This window comes from Lysobacter tyrosinilyticus, from assembly GCF_054779815.1.
In genome coordinates this window covers 168,563-186,293 of sequence record NZ_BAAGXN010000003.1, presented here as the reverse complement: position 1 = coordinate 186,293, position 17,731 = coordinate 168,563, and the positions used below count along the sequence as shown (strand labels likewise).

The 17,731-nt window shown below is 65.1% G+C and carries 15 protein-coding genes; 13 read left to right on the top strand and 2 right to left on the bottom strand.

Annotated elements, in window-relative coordinates; all coding sequences use genetic code 11:
* The first annotated feature begins 4 nt into the window (after nt 1-4).
* Nucleotides 5-457 carry a type II toxin-antitoxin system RatA family toxin gene (locus ACYVGK_RS07650; RefSeq protein ID WP_460732768.1) on the top strand — a complete coding sequence of 151 codons (453 nt, stop codon included), beginning with the start codon at nt 5-7 and terminating at the stop codon, nt 455-457.
* Nucleotides 454-726 carry an RnfH family protein gene (locus tag ACYVGK_RS07645; RefSeq protein WP_460732767.1) on the top strand — a complete coding sequence of 91 codons (273 nt, stop codon included), beginning with the start codon at nt 454-456 and terminating at the stop codon, nt 724-726. Before ACYVGK_RS07650 ends, ACYVGK_RS07645 begins: the two co-directional genes overlap by 4 nt.
* A gap of 170 nt (nt 727-896) precedes the next feature.
* Here the strand turns inward: ACYVGK_RS07645 and ACYVGK_RS07640 are convergent, their stop codons facing one another.
* Nucleotides 897-1,295, bottom strand: a complete 399-nt coding sequence (locus ACYVGK_RS07640; RefSeq protein WP_460732766.1) for an outer membrane protein assembly factor BamE — start codon at nt 1,293-1,295, stop codon at nt 897-899.
* Nucleotides 1,296-1,460: 165 nt separating this feature from the next.
* On the opposite strand from ACYVGK_RS07640, the gene fur reads away from it, so the two are divergent.
* Complete coding sequence (gene fur, locus ACYVGK_RS07635; RefSeq protein ID WP_460732765.1) at nt 1,461-1,862, top strand: ferric iron uptake transcriptional regulator; 402 nt, start codon at nt 1,461-1,463, stop codon at nt 1,860-1,862.
* A 167-nt stretch (nt 1,863-2,029) separates the two neighbouring features.
* Here the strand turns inward: fur and recN are convergent, their stop codons facing one another.
* A complete protein-coding gene (gene recN / locus ACYVGK_RS07630) occupies nt 2,030-3,706 on the bottom strand; it encodes a DNA repair protein RecN (protein WP_460732764.1) in 1,677 nt (558 codons plus the stop codon).
* A gap of 125 nt (nt 3,707-3,831) precedes the next feature.
* On the opposite strand from recN, the gene hrcA reads away from it, so the two are divergent.
* From hrcA to greA, 10 genes are all read left to right on the top strand, one after another.
* Nucleotides 3,832-4,890, top strand: a complete 1,059-nt coding sequence (gene hrcA / locus ACYVGK_RS07625; protein WP_460732763.1) for a heat-inducible transcriptional repressor HrcA — start codon at nt 3,832-3,834, stop codon at nt 4,888-4,890.
* A 117-nt stretch (nt 4,891-5,007) separates the two neighbouring features.
* Nucleotides 5,008-5,520 (top strand): nucleotide exchange factor GrpE, encoded by a 513-nt coding sequence (gene grpE, locus ACYVGK_RS07620; RefSeq protein WP_460732762.1) that lies wholly within the window; start codon nt 5,008-5,010, stop codon nt 5,518-5,520.
* A 163-nt stretch (nt 5,521-5,683) separates the two neighbouring features.
* A complete protein-coding gene (gene dnaK / locus ACYVGK_RS07615; protein ID WP_460732761.1) occupies nt 5,684-7,603 on the top strand; it encodes a molecular chaperone DnaK in 1,920 nt (639 codons plus the stop codon).
* Between the two features lie 91 nt (nt 7,604-7,694).
* On the top strand, nt 7,695-8,825 hold the full coding sequence (gene dnaJ / locus ACYVGK_RS07610; protein WP_460732760.1) for a molecular chaperone DnaJ: 1,131 nt from the start codon (nt 7,695-7,697) through the stop codon (nt 8,823-8,825).
* Between the two features lie 163 nt (nt 8,826-8,988).
* Nucleotides 8,989-9,699 carry a 4-hydroxy-tetrahydrodipicolinate reductase gene (dapB, locus tag ACYVGK_RS07605; protein WP_460732759.1) on the top strand — a complete coding sequence of 237 codons (711 nt, stop codon included), beginning with the start codon at nt 8,989-8,991 and terminating at the stop codon, nt 9,697-9,699.
* A 156-nt stretch (nt 9,700-9,855) separates the two neighbouring features.
* Nucleotides 9,856-12,096, top strand: coding sequence for a DUF1631 family protein (locus tag ACYVGK_RS07600; protein WP_460732758.1), 2,241 nt, complete (start codon nt 9,856-9,858; stop codon nt 12,094-12,096).
* A 224-nt stretch (nt 12,097-12,320) separates the two neighbouring features.
* Complete coding sequence (carA, locus tag ACYVGK_RS07595; protein WP_460732757.1) at nt 12,321-13,445, top strand: glutamine-hydrolyzing carbamoyl-phosphate synthase small subunit; 1,125 nt, start codon at nt 12,321-12,323, stop codon at nt 13,443-13,445.
* A 44-nt stretch (nt 13,446-13,489) separates the two neighbouring features.
* Nucleotides 13,490-13,885: a DUF6973 domain-containing protein gene (locus ACYVGK_RS07590; RefSeq protein WP_460733441.1), complete on the top strand. Its 396-nt coding sequence runs from the start codon at nt 13,490-13,492 to the stop codon at nt 13,883-13,885.
* A 7-nt stretch (nt 13,886-13,892) separates the two neighbouring features.
* Entirely contained in the window at nt 13,893-17,144 is a 3,252-nt protein-coding gene (gene carB / locus ACYVGK_RS07585) for a carbamoyl-phosphate synthase large subunit (protein ID WP_460732756.1), read from the top strand.
* Nucleotides 17,145-17,253: 109 nt separating this feature from the next.
* Nucleotides 17,254-17,730, top strand: coding sequence for a transcription elongation factor GreA (gene greA, locus ACYVGK_RS07580; protein WP_460732755.1), 477 nt, complete (start codon nt 17,254-17,256; stop codon nt 17,728-17,730).
* Nucleotide 17,731: the final 1 nt, after the last annotated feature.

The window sequence follows — 17,731 nt, the reverse complement described above, 5'->3', positions numbered from 1 at the left end:
CCCGATGCCTACGATCCGCCGCTCCGCCCTGGTCGAACACTCCGCCGCGCGCATGTTCGCGCTGGTGAACGATATCCCGGCCTATCCGCGCCGCTTCGACTGGTGCGATTCGGCCCAGGTATTGGAAGCCGATGACGACCACGTGGTGGCGCGGCTGGACCTGGGGCTGGGCGCGCTGCGCACCTGGTTCACCACTCACAACGCGCTCAAGGCGCCGCACCATATCGACATGAAGCTGGTGGACGGGCCGTTCCGCAAGCTGACCGGCCGTTGGGAATTCCATGCTTTGGACGAATCGGCCTGCAAGGTCACCCTGACCCTGGATTTCGAGCCGGCAGTGAAGCTGCTGGGCCCTGCGTTGGCGGTGGGCTTCCAGAGCCTGGCGGACCGGATGGTCGACGACTTCGTGCGCGTCGCCGATTCGCCGGAAGAAGCCGGCGGCAATCAGTTCGCATGAAAGTCGAGCTGCTGCGCGCATGGCCGCGTCGTTTCGAGCGCGTCGATCTGGATCTGCCGGATGCGGCGACCGTGCGTGATGCGCTGGTCGCGGCAGGGTGGGGCGATGACCCTGAAATCGTCGCCTACGCGGTATTCGGCCAGCGCGTGGAAATCGATGCCGAGCTGCGCGACGGCGACCGTGTCGAGCTGCTCAGGCCTCTGCTGGCCGATCCCAAGCAAGCGCGTCGGCAACGCGTCGAGGAGCGGCGGCGTCAGCCGAAGAAATAATTGGTGGTGCCTGCCTTGTAGAGCGGAGCTTGCTCCGCTGCCCCTGATGGATTGCCGAATGCGGTCAAAAGCAGCGGAGCAAGCTCCGCTCTACAAAAATCCCCTGGGGACACCGGCAATAAAAAAAGCGGAGCCAGGCTCCGCTTTCTTCTTCAGCACCAGCAACAGCCTCAGCGGCCGCGGCGCTTCTTGTCCTTGTCCTTCGCCAGATTGCGACCGAACTGCTTCGGTGCGGCCTTGGCGAGTTCCGCGTCCTGCTCGGCGAAGTAGTCGCCTTCCCAGCGGGTCAGGGTGTCGCCGTCGAAGAAAAGGGTGAAGTTCTTGATTTCGGTATGGCCGATGCGACCGACGCGCTGAGTCGCGGTGTAGTCCCAACGGTCGTGATGGAAGGGATCTTCGATCGAAGGCGTGCCCAGAAGCACCAGCACCTGCTGCTTGCTCATACCGGCCTGGAGCTGGTCGACGTTGGTCTTTTCCAGCAGATTGCCCTGGTAGATCGGCTGCTTATAGAGGATGCCGCAACCGGCAGTGGAGAGGGCGACGATAAGGACCAGCAGGAGCTTGCGCATCGGGTTCTTCGCGACAGGCGGCAGTAGAAACAGGGGCCGATGATACACTGATGCCATCACTGCGCGGTCCTGGTGCAGCCACGTTCACCTACCGTTGCAGCCGCGTTCGCGGACTCGGTGGCCCTGCCGGCGAGCCCCTCGGGCCCCGGAAGAAAAGGAACTCCCATGGAATCCGAAGACCTTCGCAATGCCGGTCTCAAGGTGACCCATCCGCGCCTGCGGATCCTCGGGTTGCTGGAGCAGGCCAAGCCGCGCCACATGACGGCCGAAGACATTTACCGGCATCTGCTTGAGCACGGCGAAGACATCGGCCTGGCGACGGTCTACCGCGTGCTGACCCAGTTCGAGGCGGCGGGGCTGGTGCTCAAGCACAACTTCGAAGCGGGCCAGTCGGTGTACGAGCTGGACCGCGGCCATCATCACGACCACATGGTCGACGTCGACACCGGCAAGATCACCGAATTCGAGAGCCCCGAGATCGAAGAGCTGCAGCGCAAAATCGCCGCGCAGCACGGGTACGAGATCGAAGAGCACTCGCTGGTGTTGTACGTGCGCAAAAAGCGCTGAGCGCTTTACATTCTTGTAGAGCGGAGCTTGCTCCGCTGCTTTTGTGGTTGCATTCGTAGCGCCGGGCCTGCCCGGCGTGCCTTTCACGGCAGGCAAAAGCGATTCAGGCGGGCCCGGATCTACCAAGCAGGGCAGCGGAGCAAGCTCCGCTCTACAAAGCGTCTCTGCTAGACCACGTCGGCCAGCAATCGCTTAGCCGCGGCCCGCGCCTCGCGAGTCATCTCCACGCCACCGAGCATGCGTGCCAGTTCTTCCTCGCGCTGCTTCGCATCCAGCGACTGCACCGCGCTCTGGGTAACACCTTCGCTCGCCGCCTTGCTCACGCGGTAGTGCGCATGTCCCTGCGCGGCGACCTGCGGCTGATGGGTCACGCACAGCACCTGGCGGGAAGCACCCAGGGCGCGCAGCTTCTGACCGACGATCTCGGCGACGCCGCCGCCGATGCCGGAGTCGACCTCGTCGAACACCATGGTCGGCACGGTATCCAGGCCGAGGGCCGCGACTTCGATCGCCAGCGAGATGCGCGAGAGTTCGCCGCCCGAGGCGACCTTGCGCAGTGGGCGCGCCGGCTGGCCCAGGTTGGCGGCGACGAGAAACTCCGCTCGCTCGCCGCCCTGCGGGTCGGGGCGCTCGGTTTCGATCGGGTCCAGTGCGACTTCAAAGCGACCGCCGCCCATGCCCAGGTCGGCGATCAGCGCGGTGGTGTCCTTGGACAGGGCTGCGGCGGCGTCGCGACGCTTGGAGCCCAGAGCATGGGCCGCCTGGCGCCACTGCGCCTGGGCTTGTGCGATCTCGCCGTCGAGTTTCTGCAGGCGTTCGTCGGCACTTCGCAGCCGATCCAGTTCTTCGGAGATCGAGTCGCGTTGCGCGGCGAGTTGTTCCGCTGGAACGCGGTGCTTGCGCGACAGTTCGTGGATGCGGCCGAGCCGGCGCTCCAGTTGTGCGAAGGCATCGGGGTCGACGTCCAGGTCGCTGCGCACGCGGTCGAGCAGGACCAGCGCCTCGTCGATCTGGATCGCGGCGTTGTCCAGCATCGCCTCGACGTCGTTGAGGCGCGGTTCGTGCTCGGCCACGCGCTGCAGTTCGCTGCGGACGTGGTGCAGGGTGCGCGACAGGGATGGGCCTTCGTCGCCGCCGAGCTGGGCGAAGGCGCCGTCGCACGCAGCGATCAGGCCGGCAGCGTGGGCGTGGCGACGATGGTCGGCTTGCAGCTTCGCCAGCGAATCCACGTCGAGGGTTTCCCGATCGAGTTCGCCGAACTGGTGTTCGAGCCAGCCGATGCGGTCGGAGACGTCGCCCTGGGCGAGCAGGGCGTCGCGTTCGCGCAACAGCTCGCTCCAGGTCCTCGCGGCGCCGGCAACCGTGGCAAGTTCGCGCTCGGTGCGGCCGTAAGCATCGAGCAGGGCGAGCTGGCTGGATCGGGCGAGCAGGGCCTGGTGTTCGTGCTGGCCGTGGATCTCGACCAGCAGGCCGGCCAGTTCGGCCAGTTGGGTGACCGTCGCGGGACGGCCGTTGATCCAGGTGCGCGAACCACCGTCGGCGCGGATCACGCGCCGGATCTGGCAACTGAGGTCGCCATCGCCTTCGTCGAGTTCGTTCCCGCGCAGCCAGGCCAGGGCCGGGGAGGCATCGTCGAGCGCGAATTCGGCGGTGAGCTCGGCGCGCTCGGCACCGTGGCGGACCACGCCGCTGTCGGCGCGCAGGCCGGATAGCAGGCCCAGTGCGTCCACCAGCAGCGACTTGCCGGCGCCGGTCTCGCCGGAAATGACGGTAAGGCCGCGGCCGAAATCGAGTTCGGCGCTGCGGACGACGGCGAAATCTTTGATGGCGAGATGGGCGAGCATGGGGCGGGATTGTAAGGGGCGCGGGTTGCGCAACTCGCCATCTGTAGCCGCCGCGCGTCTCACAAAATGAAACGGATCACGGCTGGACGCTTGCGTGGGCCCTCCAGCGGCTCTATATCGCCCTCATGAGCCGCCATCCCGCCGACTTCACCAGCCTGGACCCGCGTGCGCGCCAATTGCTGCGCACGCTGATCGGGCGGTATATCCAGAGCGGCGAACCGGTGGGGTCGCAGACGCTGGCCCGGCATGCCGGTCTGGACGTCAGCGCGGCGACCATTCGTAACATCCTGTCGGACCTTGAAGAAGTCGGCCTGCTGAGTGCGCCGCACACCTCCGCCGGGCGCATTCCTACTGCACAGGGCTATCGCCTGTTCGTGGATTCGCTGCTGCAGGTGCGGCCGTTGCCGGAGGGCGAAGTGGCGCGGCTGCGCAATGAGCTGCCGGCCGGGTCGGGTACGCATGCCCTGCTGGGCAGCGCTTCGGAGCTGGTCTCTGCGATGACCCACTTCGTCGGTGTGGTCAGCGTGCCGCGCCGCGAACAATTCGCCTTCCGCCGGATCGAGTTCGTGCCGGTGGAAGGGCAGCGTGTGCTGGCGATCCTGGTGTTCGCCGACAACGAGGTGCAGAACCGGATCATCCAGACCCGGCGGCCCTACGATGCCGGCGAGCTAGAGCGGGTCGCCAACTATCTCAATACCCACTTCGCCGGCCGGACCTTGCCCGACATGCGCGCGCATCTGCTGCACGAGCTGCGCATGGCGCGCGATGAAATGGAAACGCTGCTCAGCCAGTCGGTCGAGCTGGCCGAGCAGGTACTCGCGCCTAGCCATGACGACATGGTCCTGGCCGGACAGACCCGGTTGATGGGCGTGCAGGAGCTGGCCGACCTGGACCGGCTGCGCGAACTGTTCGAAGCCTTCGCCCGTAAGCGCGAGATCCTGCAACTGCTGGAGCGCACCGTGCGCGCTCCGGGCGTGCGCATCTTTATCGGCGAGGAGACCGGCCTCGCACCAATGGAGGGCATGTCGCTGGTGACGGCGCCCTATGGATCGGGCGGGCAGGTGCTGGGCGTGCTGGGGGTGATCGGTCCCAGCCGCATGGCCTATGAGCGCGTGATCCCCGTGGTGCAGGCGGCGGCAGAGGCGTTGGGGGCGGCGATCCACGCCGATCCGTCCGGAAGCTGAGCCGCGACGGGGACTCCCTCCCGAGCACCGGTCAGATCCCGCGCCCTGTTGAAACCCGTGGACCCGGGCCCCATAGCTGCCTAGTGCGCACACCGCGCAAGGACAGCACCCAGAACGATGACGACCGAATCCCAGCAGGAAGAAACGGCCCAGCCGGCCGTGAACGACGATTTCAAGAACCTCGCGGCCGATCTGGAAGCCGCCCAGGCCGAGCTGGCCAGGCTGCGCGATGACTCGCTGCGCGAACGCGCCGAGCTCGAAAACGCGCGCCGGCGCCTGACCCGAGATATCGAGATGGCTCGCAAGTTCGCCAACGAGCGGCTGCTGGGTGAACTCCTTCCGGTGTTCGACAGCCTCGAAGCCGGCCTGTCCGTTAAGTCCGACACCGCGCAGCACCTACGCGAAGGCATGGAGCTGACCCTGAAACAGCTGCTGAAGGTCGCCACCGACAACGGCCTCGTGGCCGTGGATCCGGTCGGCCAGCCGTTCAATCCCGACCACCACCAGGCCATGAGCATGGTCGACGTCGAGGGACATGCCCCGGGCCATGTCGTGCAGGTTTACCAGAAGGGCTGGCTCTTGAACGAGCGCCTGCTGCGTCCTGCGCTGGTCACCATCGCGCAGTCGTAAGAGTTGGCCCACGGCACGCTCGAACGCGCCGCAGCGCGTTGGGGCATCGAGTCAGGGGTTGTTCTGGAAGACGCTTGAACCGGCGATTCCCCAACCCCAGATAACGCACATCAGCGGTGACGACACCGCCACCACGAACAGAATTAGCTAGAGGAACACCACCATGGCAAAGATCATCGGTATCGACCTGGGCACGACCAACTCGTGCGTGGCGATCATGGAAGGCGGCAAGGCTCGCGTCATCGAGAATGCCGAAGGCGATCGCACCACGCCGTCGATCGTGGCTTTCACCAAGGACAGCGAAGTGCTGGTCGGCGCCTCGGCCAAGCGCCAGGCCGTGACCAACCCGAAGAACACCTTCTACGCGGTGAAGCGCCTGATCGGCCGCAAGTTCACCGACGCGGAAGTGCAGAAGGACATCGGCCTGGTCCCGTACACCATCACCCAGCATGAAAACGGCGACGCCTGGGTGTCGACCGCCGAAGGCAAGAAGATGGCGCCGCAGCAGATCTCGGCCGAAGTGCTGGCCAAGATGAAGAAGACGGCCGAAGCCTATCTGGGCGAGACCGTCACCGAAGCCGTCATCACCGTGCCGGCCTACTTCAACGACAGCCAGCGCCAGGCAACCAAGGACGCCGGCAAGATCGCCGGTCTCGACGTCAAGCGCATCATCAACGAGCCGACCGCGGCCGCGCTGGCCTACGGCATGGACAAGAAGGGCGGCGACCGCAAGGTGGCCGTGTACGACCTCGGCGGCGGTACCTTCGACGTGTCGATCATCGAGATCGCTTCCGTCGACGGCGAGATGCAGGTCGAAGTGCTGTCGACCAACGGCGACACGTTCCTGGGCGGCGAAGACTTCGACAAGCGCGTCATCGACTACCTCGTCGACGAATTCAACAAGGACCAGGGCATCGACCTGCGCAAGGACCCGCTGGCGCTGCAACGCCTGAAGGACGCAGCCGAGCGCGCCAAGATCGAGCTGTCCTCGTCGCAGCAGACCGAAGTCAACCTGCCGTACGTGACGGCCGACGCCTCCGGTCCGAAGCACCTCAACATCAAGCTGACCCGCGCCAAGCTTGAAGCGCTGGTCGACGACCTGGTCAAGAAGACCATCGAACCCTGCCGCGTCGCGCTGAACGACGCCGGCCTGCGCGCGTCCGACATCGCCGAGGTCATCCTCGTCGGCGGCCAGACCCGCATGCCGAAGGTGCAGCAGGCGGTGACCGACTTCTTCGGCAAGGAGCCGCGCAAGGACGTCAACCCGGACGAAGCCGTCGCTGTCGGCGCCGCAATCCAGGGCGGCGTGCTGCAGGGCGACGTCAAGGACGTGCTGCTGCTCGACGTGACCCCGCTGTCGCTGGGCATCGAGACCCTGGGCGGCGTGTTCACCAAGATCATCGAGAAGAACACCACGGTGCCGACCAAGGCTTCGCAGGTCTTCTCGACCGCCGAGGACAACCAGTCCGCCGTGACCGTGCACGTGTTGCAGGGTGAGCGCGAACAGGCCCGCTACAACAAGTCGCTGGCCCGCTTCGACCTTTCCGGCATCGAGCCGTCGCCGCGCGGCATGCCGCAGGTTGAGGTGTCCTTCGACATCGACGCCAACGGCATCGTCCACGTGACCGCCAAGGACAAGAAGACCGGCAAGGAACAGAAGGTCGAGATCAAGGCCGGTTCGGGTCTGTCCGAGGACGAGATCGCAAAGATGGTGCAGGACGCCGAAGCGCACCGCGAAGAGGACAAGAAGTTCCACGAACTGGTGCAGGCCCGCAACCACGCGGACGGCCTGATTCACGCCGCACGCAGCGCGATCAAGGAACACGGCGACAAGGTGCCGGGCGATGCGATCGGCCGTGCCGAAGGCGCGATCGCCGAACTCGAAACCGCGATGCGCGGCGACGACAAGGCTCAGATCGAAGCCAAGTCGAAGGCGCTGGAAGAAGCCGCACAATCGCTGTTCGCGGCCGCTTCCGGCGGCCAGCCGGGTCCAGACATGGGTGCCGGCACCGCGGGTGGCTCGTCGTCGGATGATGTGGTCGACGCCGAGTTCACCGAGGTCAAGGACGACAAGAAGTCCTGAGGCCGACGCGAGTAGGCATTGAGAAAAACGACGGGCAGGCCAAGGTCTGCCCGTCGGTGTTTGGAAGCACTGGGGAACGACGGCAGCACCGATGAGCAAGCGCGACTACTACGAAACCCTGGGCGTGGCCCGCGACGCCAGCGATGAAGACCTGAAGAAGGCCTACCGTCGCTGCGCGATGAAATACCACCCGGATCGCAATCCGGGCGACCACGCCGCGGAGGCTTCGTTCAAGGAGTGCAAGGAGGCCTATGAAGTGCTCTCCGATGCTCCCAAGCGCCGCATGTACGACCAGCACGGCCATGCCGCGTTCGAGCACGGGATGGGCGGCGGCGGTGGCGGTGCTGGCGCGTACGCCGACATGGGCGACATCTTCGGCGACATCTTCGGCAACATCTTCGGTGGCGGCGCCGGTGCGCGCGGCCCGCGTCGCGGCGCCGATATCGGCTATGTGATGGAGCTGTCGCTGGAGGAGGCCGTCGGTGGCGTCGAGAAGCAGATCGAGATTCCCACGCTCGACGAGTGCGAGACTTGCAAGGGCAGCGGTTCGGCGGACGGCAAGCTGGAGAAGTGCGACACGTGCCATGGGCACGGTCAGGTCCGTTTCCAGCGCGGCATCTTCTCGATGCAGCAGACCTGTCCGCATTGCGGAGGCCGTGGCAAGACCATCGCGAATCCATGCGGCGATTGCCACGGTCAAGGCCGGGTCGAACGCACCAAACGGCTGCAGGTCAAGATTCCCGCCGGCGTCGACAACGGCGACCGCATCCGCCTGGCGGGCGAGGGCGAAGCCGGCCCGGCCGGCGCGTCTCCGGGCGATCTCTATGTCGAAGTCCGCGTGCGACCGCACGAGATCTTCGAGCGCGACGGCGATGACCTGCATTGCGACGTGCCGATCCGTATCTCGCAGGCGGCCCTGGGCGATAGCGTGCGCGTGCCCACGCTCGAAGGCGATGTGGAGCTGCGTATTCCGGCTGAAACCCAGACTGGCAGGCAGTTCCGCCTGCGTGATCGTGGCGTGAAGTCGGTACGCAGTCGCGCACCGGGAGACCTGTATTGCCGCGTCGTCGTGGAAACGCCGGTGAATCTCACCGCCGAGCAGCGCGAATTGCTGGAGAAATTCGAAGCGACGTTTGTGGGCGACGGCGCACGCAAGCATTCGCCGCGCTCATCGACCTTCATCGACGGGGTCAAGGGCTTCTGGGATCGCATGACTTCGTGACACGAGTGCTTTTCGCAAAAGCGCATGCAGACGGCCCGCAAGGGCCGTTTTGCATTTGCGACTACATAAGGCAAGCGATGTGAGCTAACGCTGTGGATGCACATCGCGAAGCGCAATGAACATGCGACTGGGCAGGTCCGGTCCAACGCGTTAGCCTGAGCGCATGAGCACCCCCACCCGCATCCTCATTCACGGCGCTTCCGGCCGCATGGGCCAGGCGCTGCTGCGGTTAGCCGCAGAACGTTCCGATCTGGAAGTCGTCGCAGCCGTTTCCCGCAAGATCGAATCCCGCGCAGTCGATGGGATCCCGCAATTCAAGGTCGAAGAGCTGTCCGGCGTTCCGGCGTTCGACGTTGCCATCGACTTCAGTCTGCCGGAAGGATTCGACGGCATTCTTGCGGTCTGTCGCGGCCGGCACTCGGCGCTGGTTTCAGGCACGACGGGATTGTCGGAAGCACAAAGGGAAACGCTGCAAACCGCGAGTGGCGAGATTCCGGTCTTGTGGTCGGCCAATTTCAGCCTGGGTGTCGCGGTGCTGAGCGATCTCGTCGAACGTGCCGCCGCGGCCCTTGGCGGTTGGGACTGCGATATCGTCGAATCGCATCATGTTCACAAGAAAGACGCCCCCTCAGGCACCGCACTGGCGCTGGGCGCGTCCGCGGAGCAAGGTGGCGCGCAACCGCGTTACGCATCATTGCGGGCCGGGGATATCGTGGGCGAACATCTGGTCCAGTTCACCACGCTCGGCGAACGGATCGAACTGGTGCACCGCGCCACCAACCGCGACATCTTCGCGCGCGGAGCGCTGCATGCTGCGACCCGCATGCCCGGAAGGGCACCCGGGACGTACCAATTGCGTGACTTGCTGGACTAATTCAACCTGCTAGGCGACACAGTTCGGAGTGTGATGGAATGCACGTTCCGCAACTCGCGTCGGTCGCCGACGAATGGCAACGGACGGCTTCATGAACTGCGTCACCATGCTGTTCGACAGGGTCGCTAGGATGGCTCCTGAATTGGGGGGTAACGCATGACAATGCAGGGAGAATCTTTCCCGGCAGGAAGCCGCGATCCGCAACTGCTACTGACCGCGATGCAGCGGATCAGCCAGGAGCAGTTGGGGCTGGCGCTCGAACGTGTTCTGCGGCGTGCGGACGATTACCTTTTTGATAGCAGCCAGAACGGCGCAGGTGTGGAGCTCACTGCACTGCGCGATCTGCGCCGCGCACGCACCCAGATCGGGCAGCGCTTCGATCAGACCATCGCGGGCGGGTTTCGGCGCCTTCTCGAGCCGCCGATGGCGATCCGTGCCGTCGATTCGGGTTCGCTCAGTCTGGTCTCCGACGATGCGCTGGAGGAACAGCTCGCCTCGGAACAAGTGGTCGACGGCCTTGGTCGCTATCATGCGCCGGCCCTGGAATTGCTGGACAAACGCCTGGCCGCGCTGACCGAGCGGCCGATGCTCGGTGCACGCGACAATCCCGTCGGTCCCAAATTTCTCACCGAGGCGCTGGGTAGCTCGTTGATTACGCTGGAAGTCAACACCAGCGTACGCATCGTCCTGTACAAGTTCTTCGAGCGCGAGCTGTCGACTGCGCTGGCACCGCTGTACGACCGCCTTAACTCGGGCCTGGTGTCCGCAGGCATCCTTCCGCTCATCAAGCCGACCAAGCGCGCCGAGCCACTGCCGTCGCCAGCAGGCCAGGCGATCGACGCACAAAATGCGGCCGCCGCCGCCGATCCTGCAACGGTTGCCGTCGCCAATGCCGTAGCGACCCAGTTCGGTATGACCGGACCCGGCGAACAGGCAATGTTCTCCAGCCTGCTGGGATTGCTTCAGTCCTGGCGCCAGGCCATGCACCCTGCGCGGGTGGCGGAAGCCGGTACCGTGCCGAGCATGAGCACTCCGGATGTCATGACGGTGCTTTCGCTCCTGCAGCGCGAACAACCTCGTCCACAGGAAGTGAGTGGCGGCGATTCGCGCATACCCCTGGCCGAGCAGATGCGGCGCGAGCTGCTGTCCGGTGCGCGCCGTCTGGGCATGGGCGGAGAAAATCTGACGCTCTCCAATGTGGACGAGGACGCAGTCGATCTCGTGGGCATGCTTTTCGATGTGCTGCTCGACGAGCGCCATTTCGAGGCGGATGTCCGCACCAAGATCAACCGCCTGCTGGTGCCCTACATCAAGGTGGCGGTGAAGGACCGCCGACTGTTCCTCTACAAGGCGCATCCGGCGCGCCGCCTGCTGAACGTCGTGGCTGAGGCCAGCGAAGGCAATCGCGGCGAGAGCCCGCAGGAACGCGAGCTGATGGCGCGCGTTGATGGAACCATCGATCGTCTTGTCGCCGAGTTCAACGAAGACGTTGCCATTTTCGACACGCTGGAAGCGGAGCTGCGCGGCTTCCTGGACCAGCATCGCAAGCGCGTCGAGCTGACCGAGCGTCGTACCGCCGAGGCGCAGCGTGGCAAGGAGCGGCTGGAGCAGGCGCGCGAAGGCGTCTCCGTCGACCTGGCGATCAGCCGAGACACCCGTGAGTTGCCGCCTGCACTGGATGCCTTCATCAAACAGTACACGGCCCACCACCTCACCCAGGTCGTCCTACGCGAGGGCAAGGATTCGGTGCGCTATGCCGACGCCGTCAATGCAGTGACCTCTCTGCTGGTGAGCTTCGATCACGCGGAACTGGGGGTGCCGTACGACCGCCTGCCTGAGCTGCCGCGCGCGCCACTGATGTCGATCCTGGAAAGCTCCGGCGTCCACGGCCATGCCGCAGAGGAAGTGCTGACCGCGCTGCAACGCACGCTCCAGCGTATGTCTGCCGGTGAGAGCGCTGCCGCGATCGCCGAAGCGCTGCCGGTTTCGCCGGTTCAGCCGGCCCCCGAGCCATCTGGCGACTCCGAGCTGCAGCTGGTGGCCGGCAAGGACAAGCTGGAATTCGACCCGGCCCTGGCCGAGCGCATGCGCGGGCTCGAAGTGGGCACCTGGGTGCAGCTGACCAGCGAAAGCGGCCGGGTCGAACCGGCCAAGGTGTCCTGGATCAGCCCCATTTCCTCGCGTCTGCTTTTTGTGAATCGCCGCGGCATCCGCGTGCTCGTGGCGTCGGCGGAGGAGCTGGCGGCCATGGCGAAACTGGGTCGGCTGCAGCTTCGCGAAGGCGATACGGCTTTCGACGATGCCATGCATCAGGTCATGGGCAAGCTGAAGGCGGCGGCTCCTGGGGACGAGAGCGCCGCATCGACCGGCCCGGCTTCGGAAAACGCTACCGCCTGAAGCTTGCGTTTCAGCCCCGCAACGCGGGCTTGACCAGCACTGATGCCAAATTTGCGCTGGCGTATTGATGACGCCATCGCTACAATTCTCGCTCGCCTGAACCCCGCCCGCCGGACCGGTACTGACCCGTGTCCGCGGTTTGCTGCAACCTGAGTTTGGCCAAACCGCCAGATCAGGGCTGCCGGCCCGCGGGATCAGTCCCCACAGCTGCCAAGGCGATCCCAGTGACCCAACCCGCAATCCTTGCGCTCGAAGATGGCACGATCTTCGAGGGCATTTCCGCAGGCGCGCCCGGCCTTTCGGTCGGCGAGGTGGTGTTCAACACCGCCATCACCGGCTATCAGGAGATCCTCACGGATCCGTCCTATGCCCGCCAGATCGTCACCCTGACGTATCCGCACGTCGGCAACACCGGCATGACCGACCAGGACGATGAAGCCAACCAGGTCTGGGCCTCCGGCCTGATCGTGCGCAACGTCCCGCGCCGCCCGAGCAACTGGCGCAGCCAGGTCTCGATGCCCGAGTGGCTGGCCAAGCGCGGCATCGTCGCCATTTCCGACATTGACACCCGCAAGCTGACCCGCCTGCTGCGCGACACCGGCGCCCAGAACGGTGCGCTGATGGCCGGCGAGATCGATGTGAACAAGGCGTTGGAAGCGGCGCGCAAGTTCCCGGGCCTCAAGGGCATGGATCTGGCGAAGGTCGTCACCACCTCGACCGCATACGAGTGGAAGGACGGCCAGCTCGACCTCGACAACAACGTGTTCGTGCAGGCCGACGCCAAGCACCACGTCGTGGCCTACGACTTCGGCGTCAAGCACAACATCCTGCGCATGCTCGCCGAACGCGGCTGCCGCGTGAGCGTGGTGCCGGCGCAGACCCCGGCGGCCGACGTGCTGGCAATGAATCCGGATGGCGTGTTCCTGTCCAACGGTCCCGGCGATCCGGAGCCCTGCGACTACGCGATCGCGGCCATCAAGGAATTCGTCGACCGCAAGATCCCGACCTTCGGCATCTGCCTCGGCCACCAGCTGCTCGGCCTCGCCAGCGGCGCGAAGACGATGAAGATGAAGTTCGGCCATCACGGCGCGAATCACCCGGTGCAGGACCTGACCGGCGGCCGCGTGATGATCACTTCGCAGAACCATGGCTTCGCCGTTGATGAAGCGACGCTGCCCGCCAACGTGCGCGTGACCCACCGATCGCTGTTCGACGGTAGCAATCAAGGCATCGAGCTCACCGACGCACCGGCCTTCAGCTTCCAGGGTCATCCAGAAGCGAGCCCGGGCCCGCATGACGTCGGCCCGCTGTTCGATCGCTTCGTGGCTTTGATGCAACAGGCGAAGTGAAAGCCGTAGTCGCCAAGTCGTCCCGCAAGCGCCTCTGGCGCAGGTTGTTCGTTGTTGCGGTACTGCTTGGCGCCTATCCCGCATTCGTACTGACGGCGACGTACTCGCAGTGGTTCAAGGCCGATCTGCCGGGTGGTCGTAACGGCCCGGCGGACGCGTACCGCCACTCGCTCGCCAGCGCGATCGTCGCCTACACGCTGTCGCCGCGCTGCGTCGACTGGGTGACCGCGGTGATGGAGCGGAATGGGGAAGGGAACTCCTCACGTGCGATGGATGCGCACAACAACCGGCTCGGCGCGCGCATCGGCGCGACCGCCGAGAGCTGGAATGCAATGCAGCAGGCCGTGCTTGCTGCCGTGAAGAACGGCGCGATCGATGCCCGATCGCCCGACCAGATCACCTGGCTCGCGCCCCGCGCGTGGCAGGACCGACTTTACTGAGGAAGCCATGCCAAAGCGCACCGACATCAAGACCGTAATGATCATCGGCGCCGGTCCGATCGTGATCGGCCAGGCCTGCGAGTTCGACTACTCCGGCGCCCAGGCGTGCAAGGCCCTGCGTGATGAGGGTTACCGCGTGGTGCTGGTCAACAGCAATCCCGCGACGATCATGACCGACCCGAACATGGCCGACGCCGTGTACATCGAGCCGATCAACTGGCAGACGGTCGAGAAGATCATCGCCAAGGAAAAGCCCGACGCGTTGCTGCCGACCATGGGCGGCCAGACCGCGTTGAACTGCGCGCTCGACCTGGCCGACAACGGCGTGCTGGAGAAGTACAACGTCGAGTTGATCGGTGCCTCGCGCGAGGCCATCCGCATGGCCGAAGACCGCGAGCTGTTCCGCATCGCAATGAAGGAGATCGGGCTGGAATGCCCGAAGGCCGAAGTCGCGCACACGCTGGAAGAAGCGCTCGATATCCAGACCCGTGTGGGTTACCCGACCATCATCCGTCCCTCGTTCACCCTCGGCGGCAGCGGTGGCGGTATCGCCTACAACCGCGAAGAGCTGATCGAGATCGTCAATCGCGGCCTTGAACTGTCGCCGACCACCGAAGTGCTGGTTGAGGAATCGGTGCTGGGCTGGAAGGAATTCGAGATGGAAGTGGTCCGCGACAAGGCGGACAACTGCATCATCGTCTGTTCGATCGAGAACTTCGACGCGATGGGCGTGCACACCGGCGACTCGATCACCGTCGCGCCGGCGCAGACCCTGACCGACAAGGAATACCAGCGCCTGCGCGATGCTTCGATCGCAGTGTTGCGCAAGATCGGCGTCGACACGGGCGGCTCCAACGTGCAGTTCGGCATCAATGCCAAGAACGGCCGCGTCGTCGTGATCGAAATGAATCCGCGCGTGTCGCGTTCGTCGGCGTTGGCTTCGAAGGCCACCGGTTTCCCGATCGCCAAGATCGCGGCCAAGCTGGCCGTCGGCTACACGCTCGACGAGCTGCGTAACGAGATCACCGGCGGCAAAACGCCGGCTTCGTTCGAACCGACGATCGACTACGTCGTCACCAAGATCCCGCGCTTCGCCTTCGAGAAGTTCCCGCAGGCCGATGCGCGCCTCACTACGCAGATGAAGTCGGTGGGCGAGGTGATGGCGATGGGCCGCACCTTCCAGGAATCGCTGCAGAAGGCCCTGCGTGGTCTGGAAACCGGCAAGGTCGGTCTCGACCCCACCGGCCTGGATCTGGCCAACGAAGACGGTCTGGCCACGCTCAAGCGCGAGCTCAAGGAGCCGGGTCCGGAACGCATGTTCCATATCGGCGACGCCTTCCGCGCCGGCATGAGCGTCGAGGACGTGCACGCGCTGTCGTTCGTCGATCCGTGGTTCCTCGACCAGATCGAAGAGATCATCGCGGTCGAGAAGGAAGTTGCCGCGGGTGGCTTGGGTTCGCTCGACGCGAAGCGCATGCGTGCGCTCAAGCGCATGGGCTTCTCCGACGCACGCCTGGCCCAGCTCACCGCCACCGACGAAACCGCCGTGCGCACGCTGCGTCGCGCGCTCAAGGTGCGTCCGGTGTACAAGCGCGTGGACTCCTGCGCGGCCGAGTTCGCCACCAGCACGGCCTACCTGTATTCGACCTACGAGGACGAGTGCGAGGCGCAGCCGACCGACCGCAACAAGATCATCGTGCTCGGTGGCGGCCCCAACCGCATCGGCCAGGGCATCGAGTTCGACTACTGCTGCGTGCATGCCGCGCTCGCCCTGCGCGAGGACGGCTATGAAACCATCATGGTCAACTGCAACCCGGAGACCGTGTCGACCGACTACGACACCTCCGATCGCCTGTACTTCGAGCCGCTGACGCTGGAAGACGTGCTGGAGATCTGCGACCTGGAGAAGCCCAAGGGCGTGATCGTGCAGTACGGCGGCCAGACCCCGCTCAAGCTCGCGCGTGCGCTGGAAGCCAACGGCGTGCCGATCATCGGTACCTCGCCGGATTCGATCGACCTGGCCGAAGACCGCGAGCGCTTCCAGAAGCTAGTGCAGGACCTGGGCCTTGCCCAGCCGCTCAACCGCACCGCACGCAACCCGGAAGAAGCGCTGCTGCTGGCCTCGCAGATCGGCTATCCGCTGGTCGTGCGCCCGAGTTACGTGCTCGGTGGCCGCGCAATGGAAGTCGTCCATTCCGACGCTGATCTCACGCGCTACATCCGTGATGCCGTGAAGGTGTCGAACGACTCGCCGGTGCTGCTCGACCGCTTCCTCGATAACGCCGTGGAATGCGACGTCGACGTCATCGCCGACAAGGACGGCAACGTGCTGATCGGCGGCGTGATGGAGCACATCGAAGAAGCCGGCGTGCACTCGGGCGACTCGTCCTGCTCGCTGCCTCCGTATTCGCTGTCAAAGGAAGTACAGGAAAAGCTGCGCGCGCAGGTCGTAGCGCTCGCCAAGGCGCTGAATGTCGTCGGCCTGATGAACACCCAGTTCGCGGTCACCTTCGATGAGCAGGGTAACGACACCGTCTACCTGATCGAAGTGAATCCCCGCGCCTCACGCACCGTGCCGTTCGTGTCCAAGGCCACGGGCATGGCGCTGGCGAAGATCGCTGCGCGCTGCATGGTCGGCCAGACGCTGGCGGAGCAGGGCGCGACCAAGGAAATCATTCCGGACTACTACTCGGTCAAGGAAGCGATCTTCCCGTTCGCCAAGTTCCAGGGCGTGGATCCGATCCTCGGCCCGGAAATGCGTTCGACCGGTGAAGTCATGGGCGTCGGCCGCAACTTCGGCGCCGCGATGGCGCGCGCGCAGGAAGCGGGTGGCATCAAGGCACTGCCGGCGACCGGCAAGGTCTTCATCTCGGTGCGCGATCCGGACAAACAGCGCGTGCTGCCGGTGGCCCAGGATCTGGTCAAGCGCGGCTACACCCTGGTGGCCACCGAAGGCACCCATGCGTTCCTGACCCAGCAGGGGCTGGCCTGCGAGCGCATCAACAAGGTGGCCGAAGGCCGTCCGCACGTCGTCGACCTGATCAAGAACGGCGAGATCGTCTACATCGTCAATACCACGGAAGGCCGCCAGGCGATCAACGACTCGTTCTCGATCCGTCGCGAAGCGCTGCAGCAGCGCGTGACCTATTCGACGACCGTGTCGGGTGCGCGCGCTCTGGTGAATTCGCTGGACTACCGTGGCACGGGCCCGGTCTGGTCGCTGCAGGAACTTCACGCGGAAGTGAACGGCGCTGCCTGATTTGTCCCGCGTCATCCCGGCTCCAGGCTGGGATGACGATTCGGGCGATCTGAGACAGAATCGGTTTATCGAGGCCGCAGGACGTGCGGCCGGCATCGGACAAGAAGAAATGCGAGCTCCCATCACCATGAAAGGTGCGCAGCGTCTGCGCGCCGAACTGGACGACCTCAAGTCGGTCAAGCGCCCCGCCGTGATCCAGGCGATCGCCGAAGCGCGCGCGCACGGCGACCTCAAGGAAAACGCCGAATACCACGCGGCCCGCGAACAGCAGGGCTTCATCGAAGGCCGCATCAAGCAGCTCGAAGCCGAGCTGTCGCACGCGCAGGTGATCGATGTCTCCTCGCTCAACGCCGGCTCGCGCGTCGTCTTCGGCGCCACGGTCGAATTGGCCGATGCCGAGACCGACGAAGAGAAGACCTACCAGATCGTTGGCGACCTCGAAGCCGACATCAAGATGGGCATGATCGCGATCTCCTCGCCGGTGGCGCGCGCGCTGATCGGCAAGCACGAAGGCGACACCATCACCATCGAGGCGCCGGGTGGCACCCGCGAATACGAAATCGTCGGCGTCAGCTATCAGGGCTGAT

What these genes read in the sequence shown, in the direction of transcription:
- ACYVGK_RS07650 (WP_460732768.1), top strand. Translation starts at nt 5, where the DNA reads ATGCCTACGATCCGCCGCTCCGCCCTGGTCGAACACTCCGCCGCGCGC.
- ACYVGK_RS07645 (WP_460732767.1), top strand. Translation starts at nt 454, where the DNA reads ATGAAAGTCGAGCTGCTGCGCGCATGGCCGCGTCGTTTCGAGCGCGTC.
- ACYVGK_RS07640 (WP_460732766.1), bottom strand. Translation starts at nt 1,295, where the DNA reads ATGCGCAAGCTCCTGCTGGTCCTTATCGTCGCCCTCTCCACTGCCGGT.
- fur (WP_460732765.1), top strand. Translation starts at nt 1,461, where the DNA reads ATGGAATCCGAAGACCTTCGCAATGCCGGTCTCAAGGTGACCCATCCG.
- recN (WP_460732764.1), bottom strand. Translation starts at nt 3,706, where the DNA reads ATGCTCGCCCATCTCGCCATCAAAGATTTCGCCGTCGTCCGCAGCGCC.
- hrcA (WP_460732763.1), top strand. Translation starts at nt 3,832, where the DNA reads ATGAGCCGCCATCCCGCCGACTTCACCAGCCTGGACCCGCGTGCGCGC.
- grpE (WP_460732762.1), top strand. Translation starts at nt 5,008, where the DNA reads ATGACGACCGAATCCCAGCAGGAAGAAACGGCCCAGCCGGCCGTGAAC.
- dnaK (WP_460732761.1), top strand. Translation starts at nt 5,684, where the DNA reads ATGGCAAAGATCATCGGTATCGACCTGGGCACGACCAACTCGTGCGTG.
- dnaJ (WP_460732760.1), top strand. Translation starts at nt 7,695, where the DNA reads ATGAGCAAGCGCGACTACTACGAAACCCTGGGCGTGGCCCGCGACGCC.
- dapB (WP_460732759.1), top strand. Translation starts at nt 8,989, where the DNA reads ATGAGCACCCCCACCCGCATCCTCATTCACGGCGCTTCCGGCCGCATG.
- ACYVGK_RS07600 (WP_460732758.1), top strand. Translation starts at nt 9,856, where the DNA reads ATGACAATGCAGGGAGAATCTTTCCCGGCAGGAAGCCGCGATCCGCAA.
- carB (WP_460732756.1), top strand. Translation starts at nt 13,893, where the DNA reads ATGCCAAAGCGCACCGACATCAAGACCGTAATGATCATCGGCGCCGGT.
- greA (WP_460732755.1), top strand. Translation starts at nt 17,254, where the DNA reads ATGCGAGCTCCCATCACCATGAAAGGTGCGCAGCGTCTGCGCGCCGAA.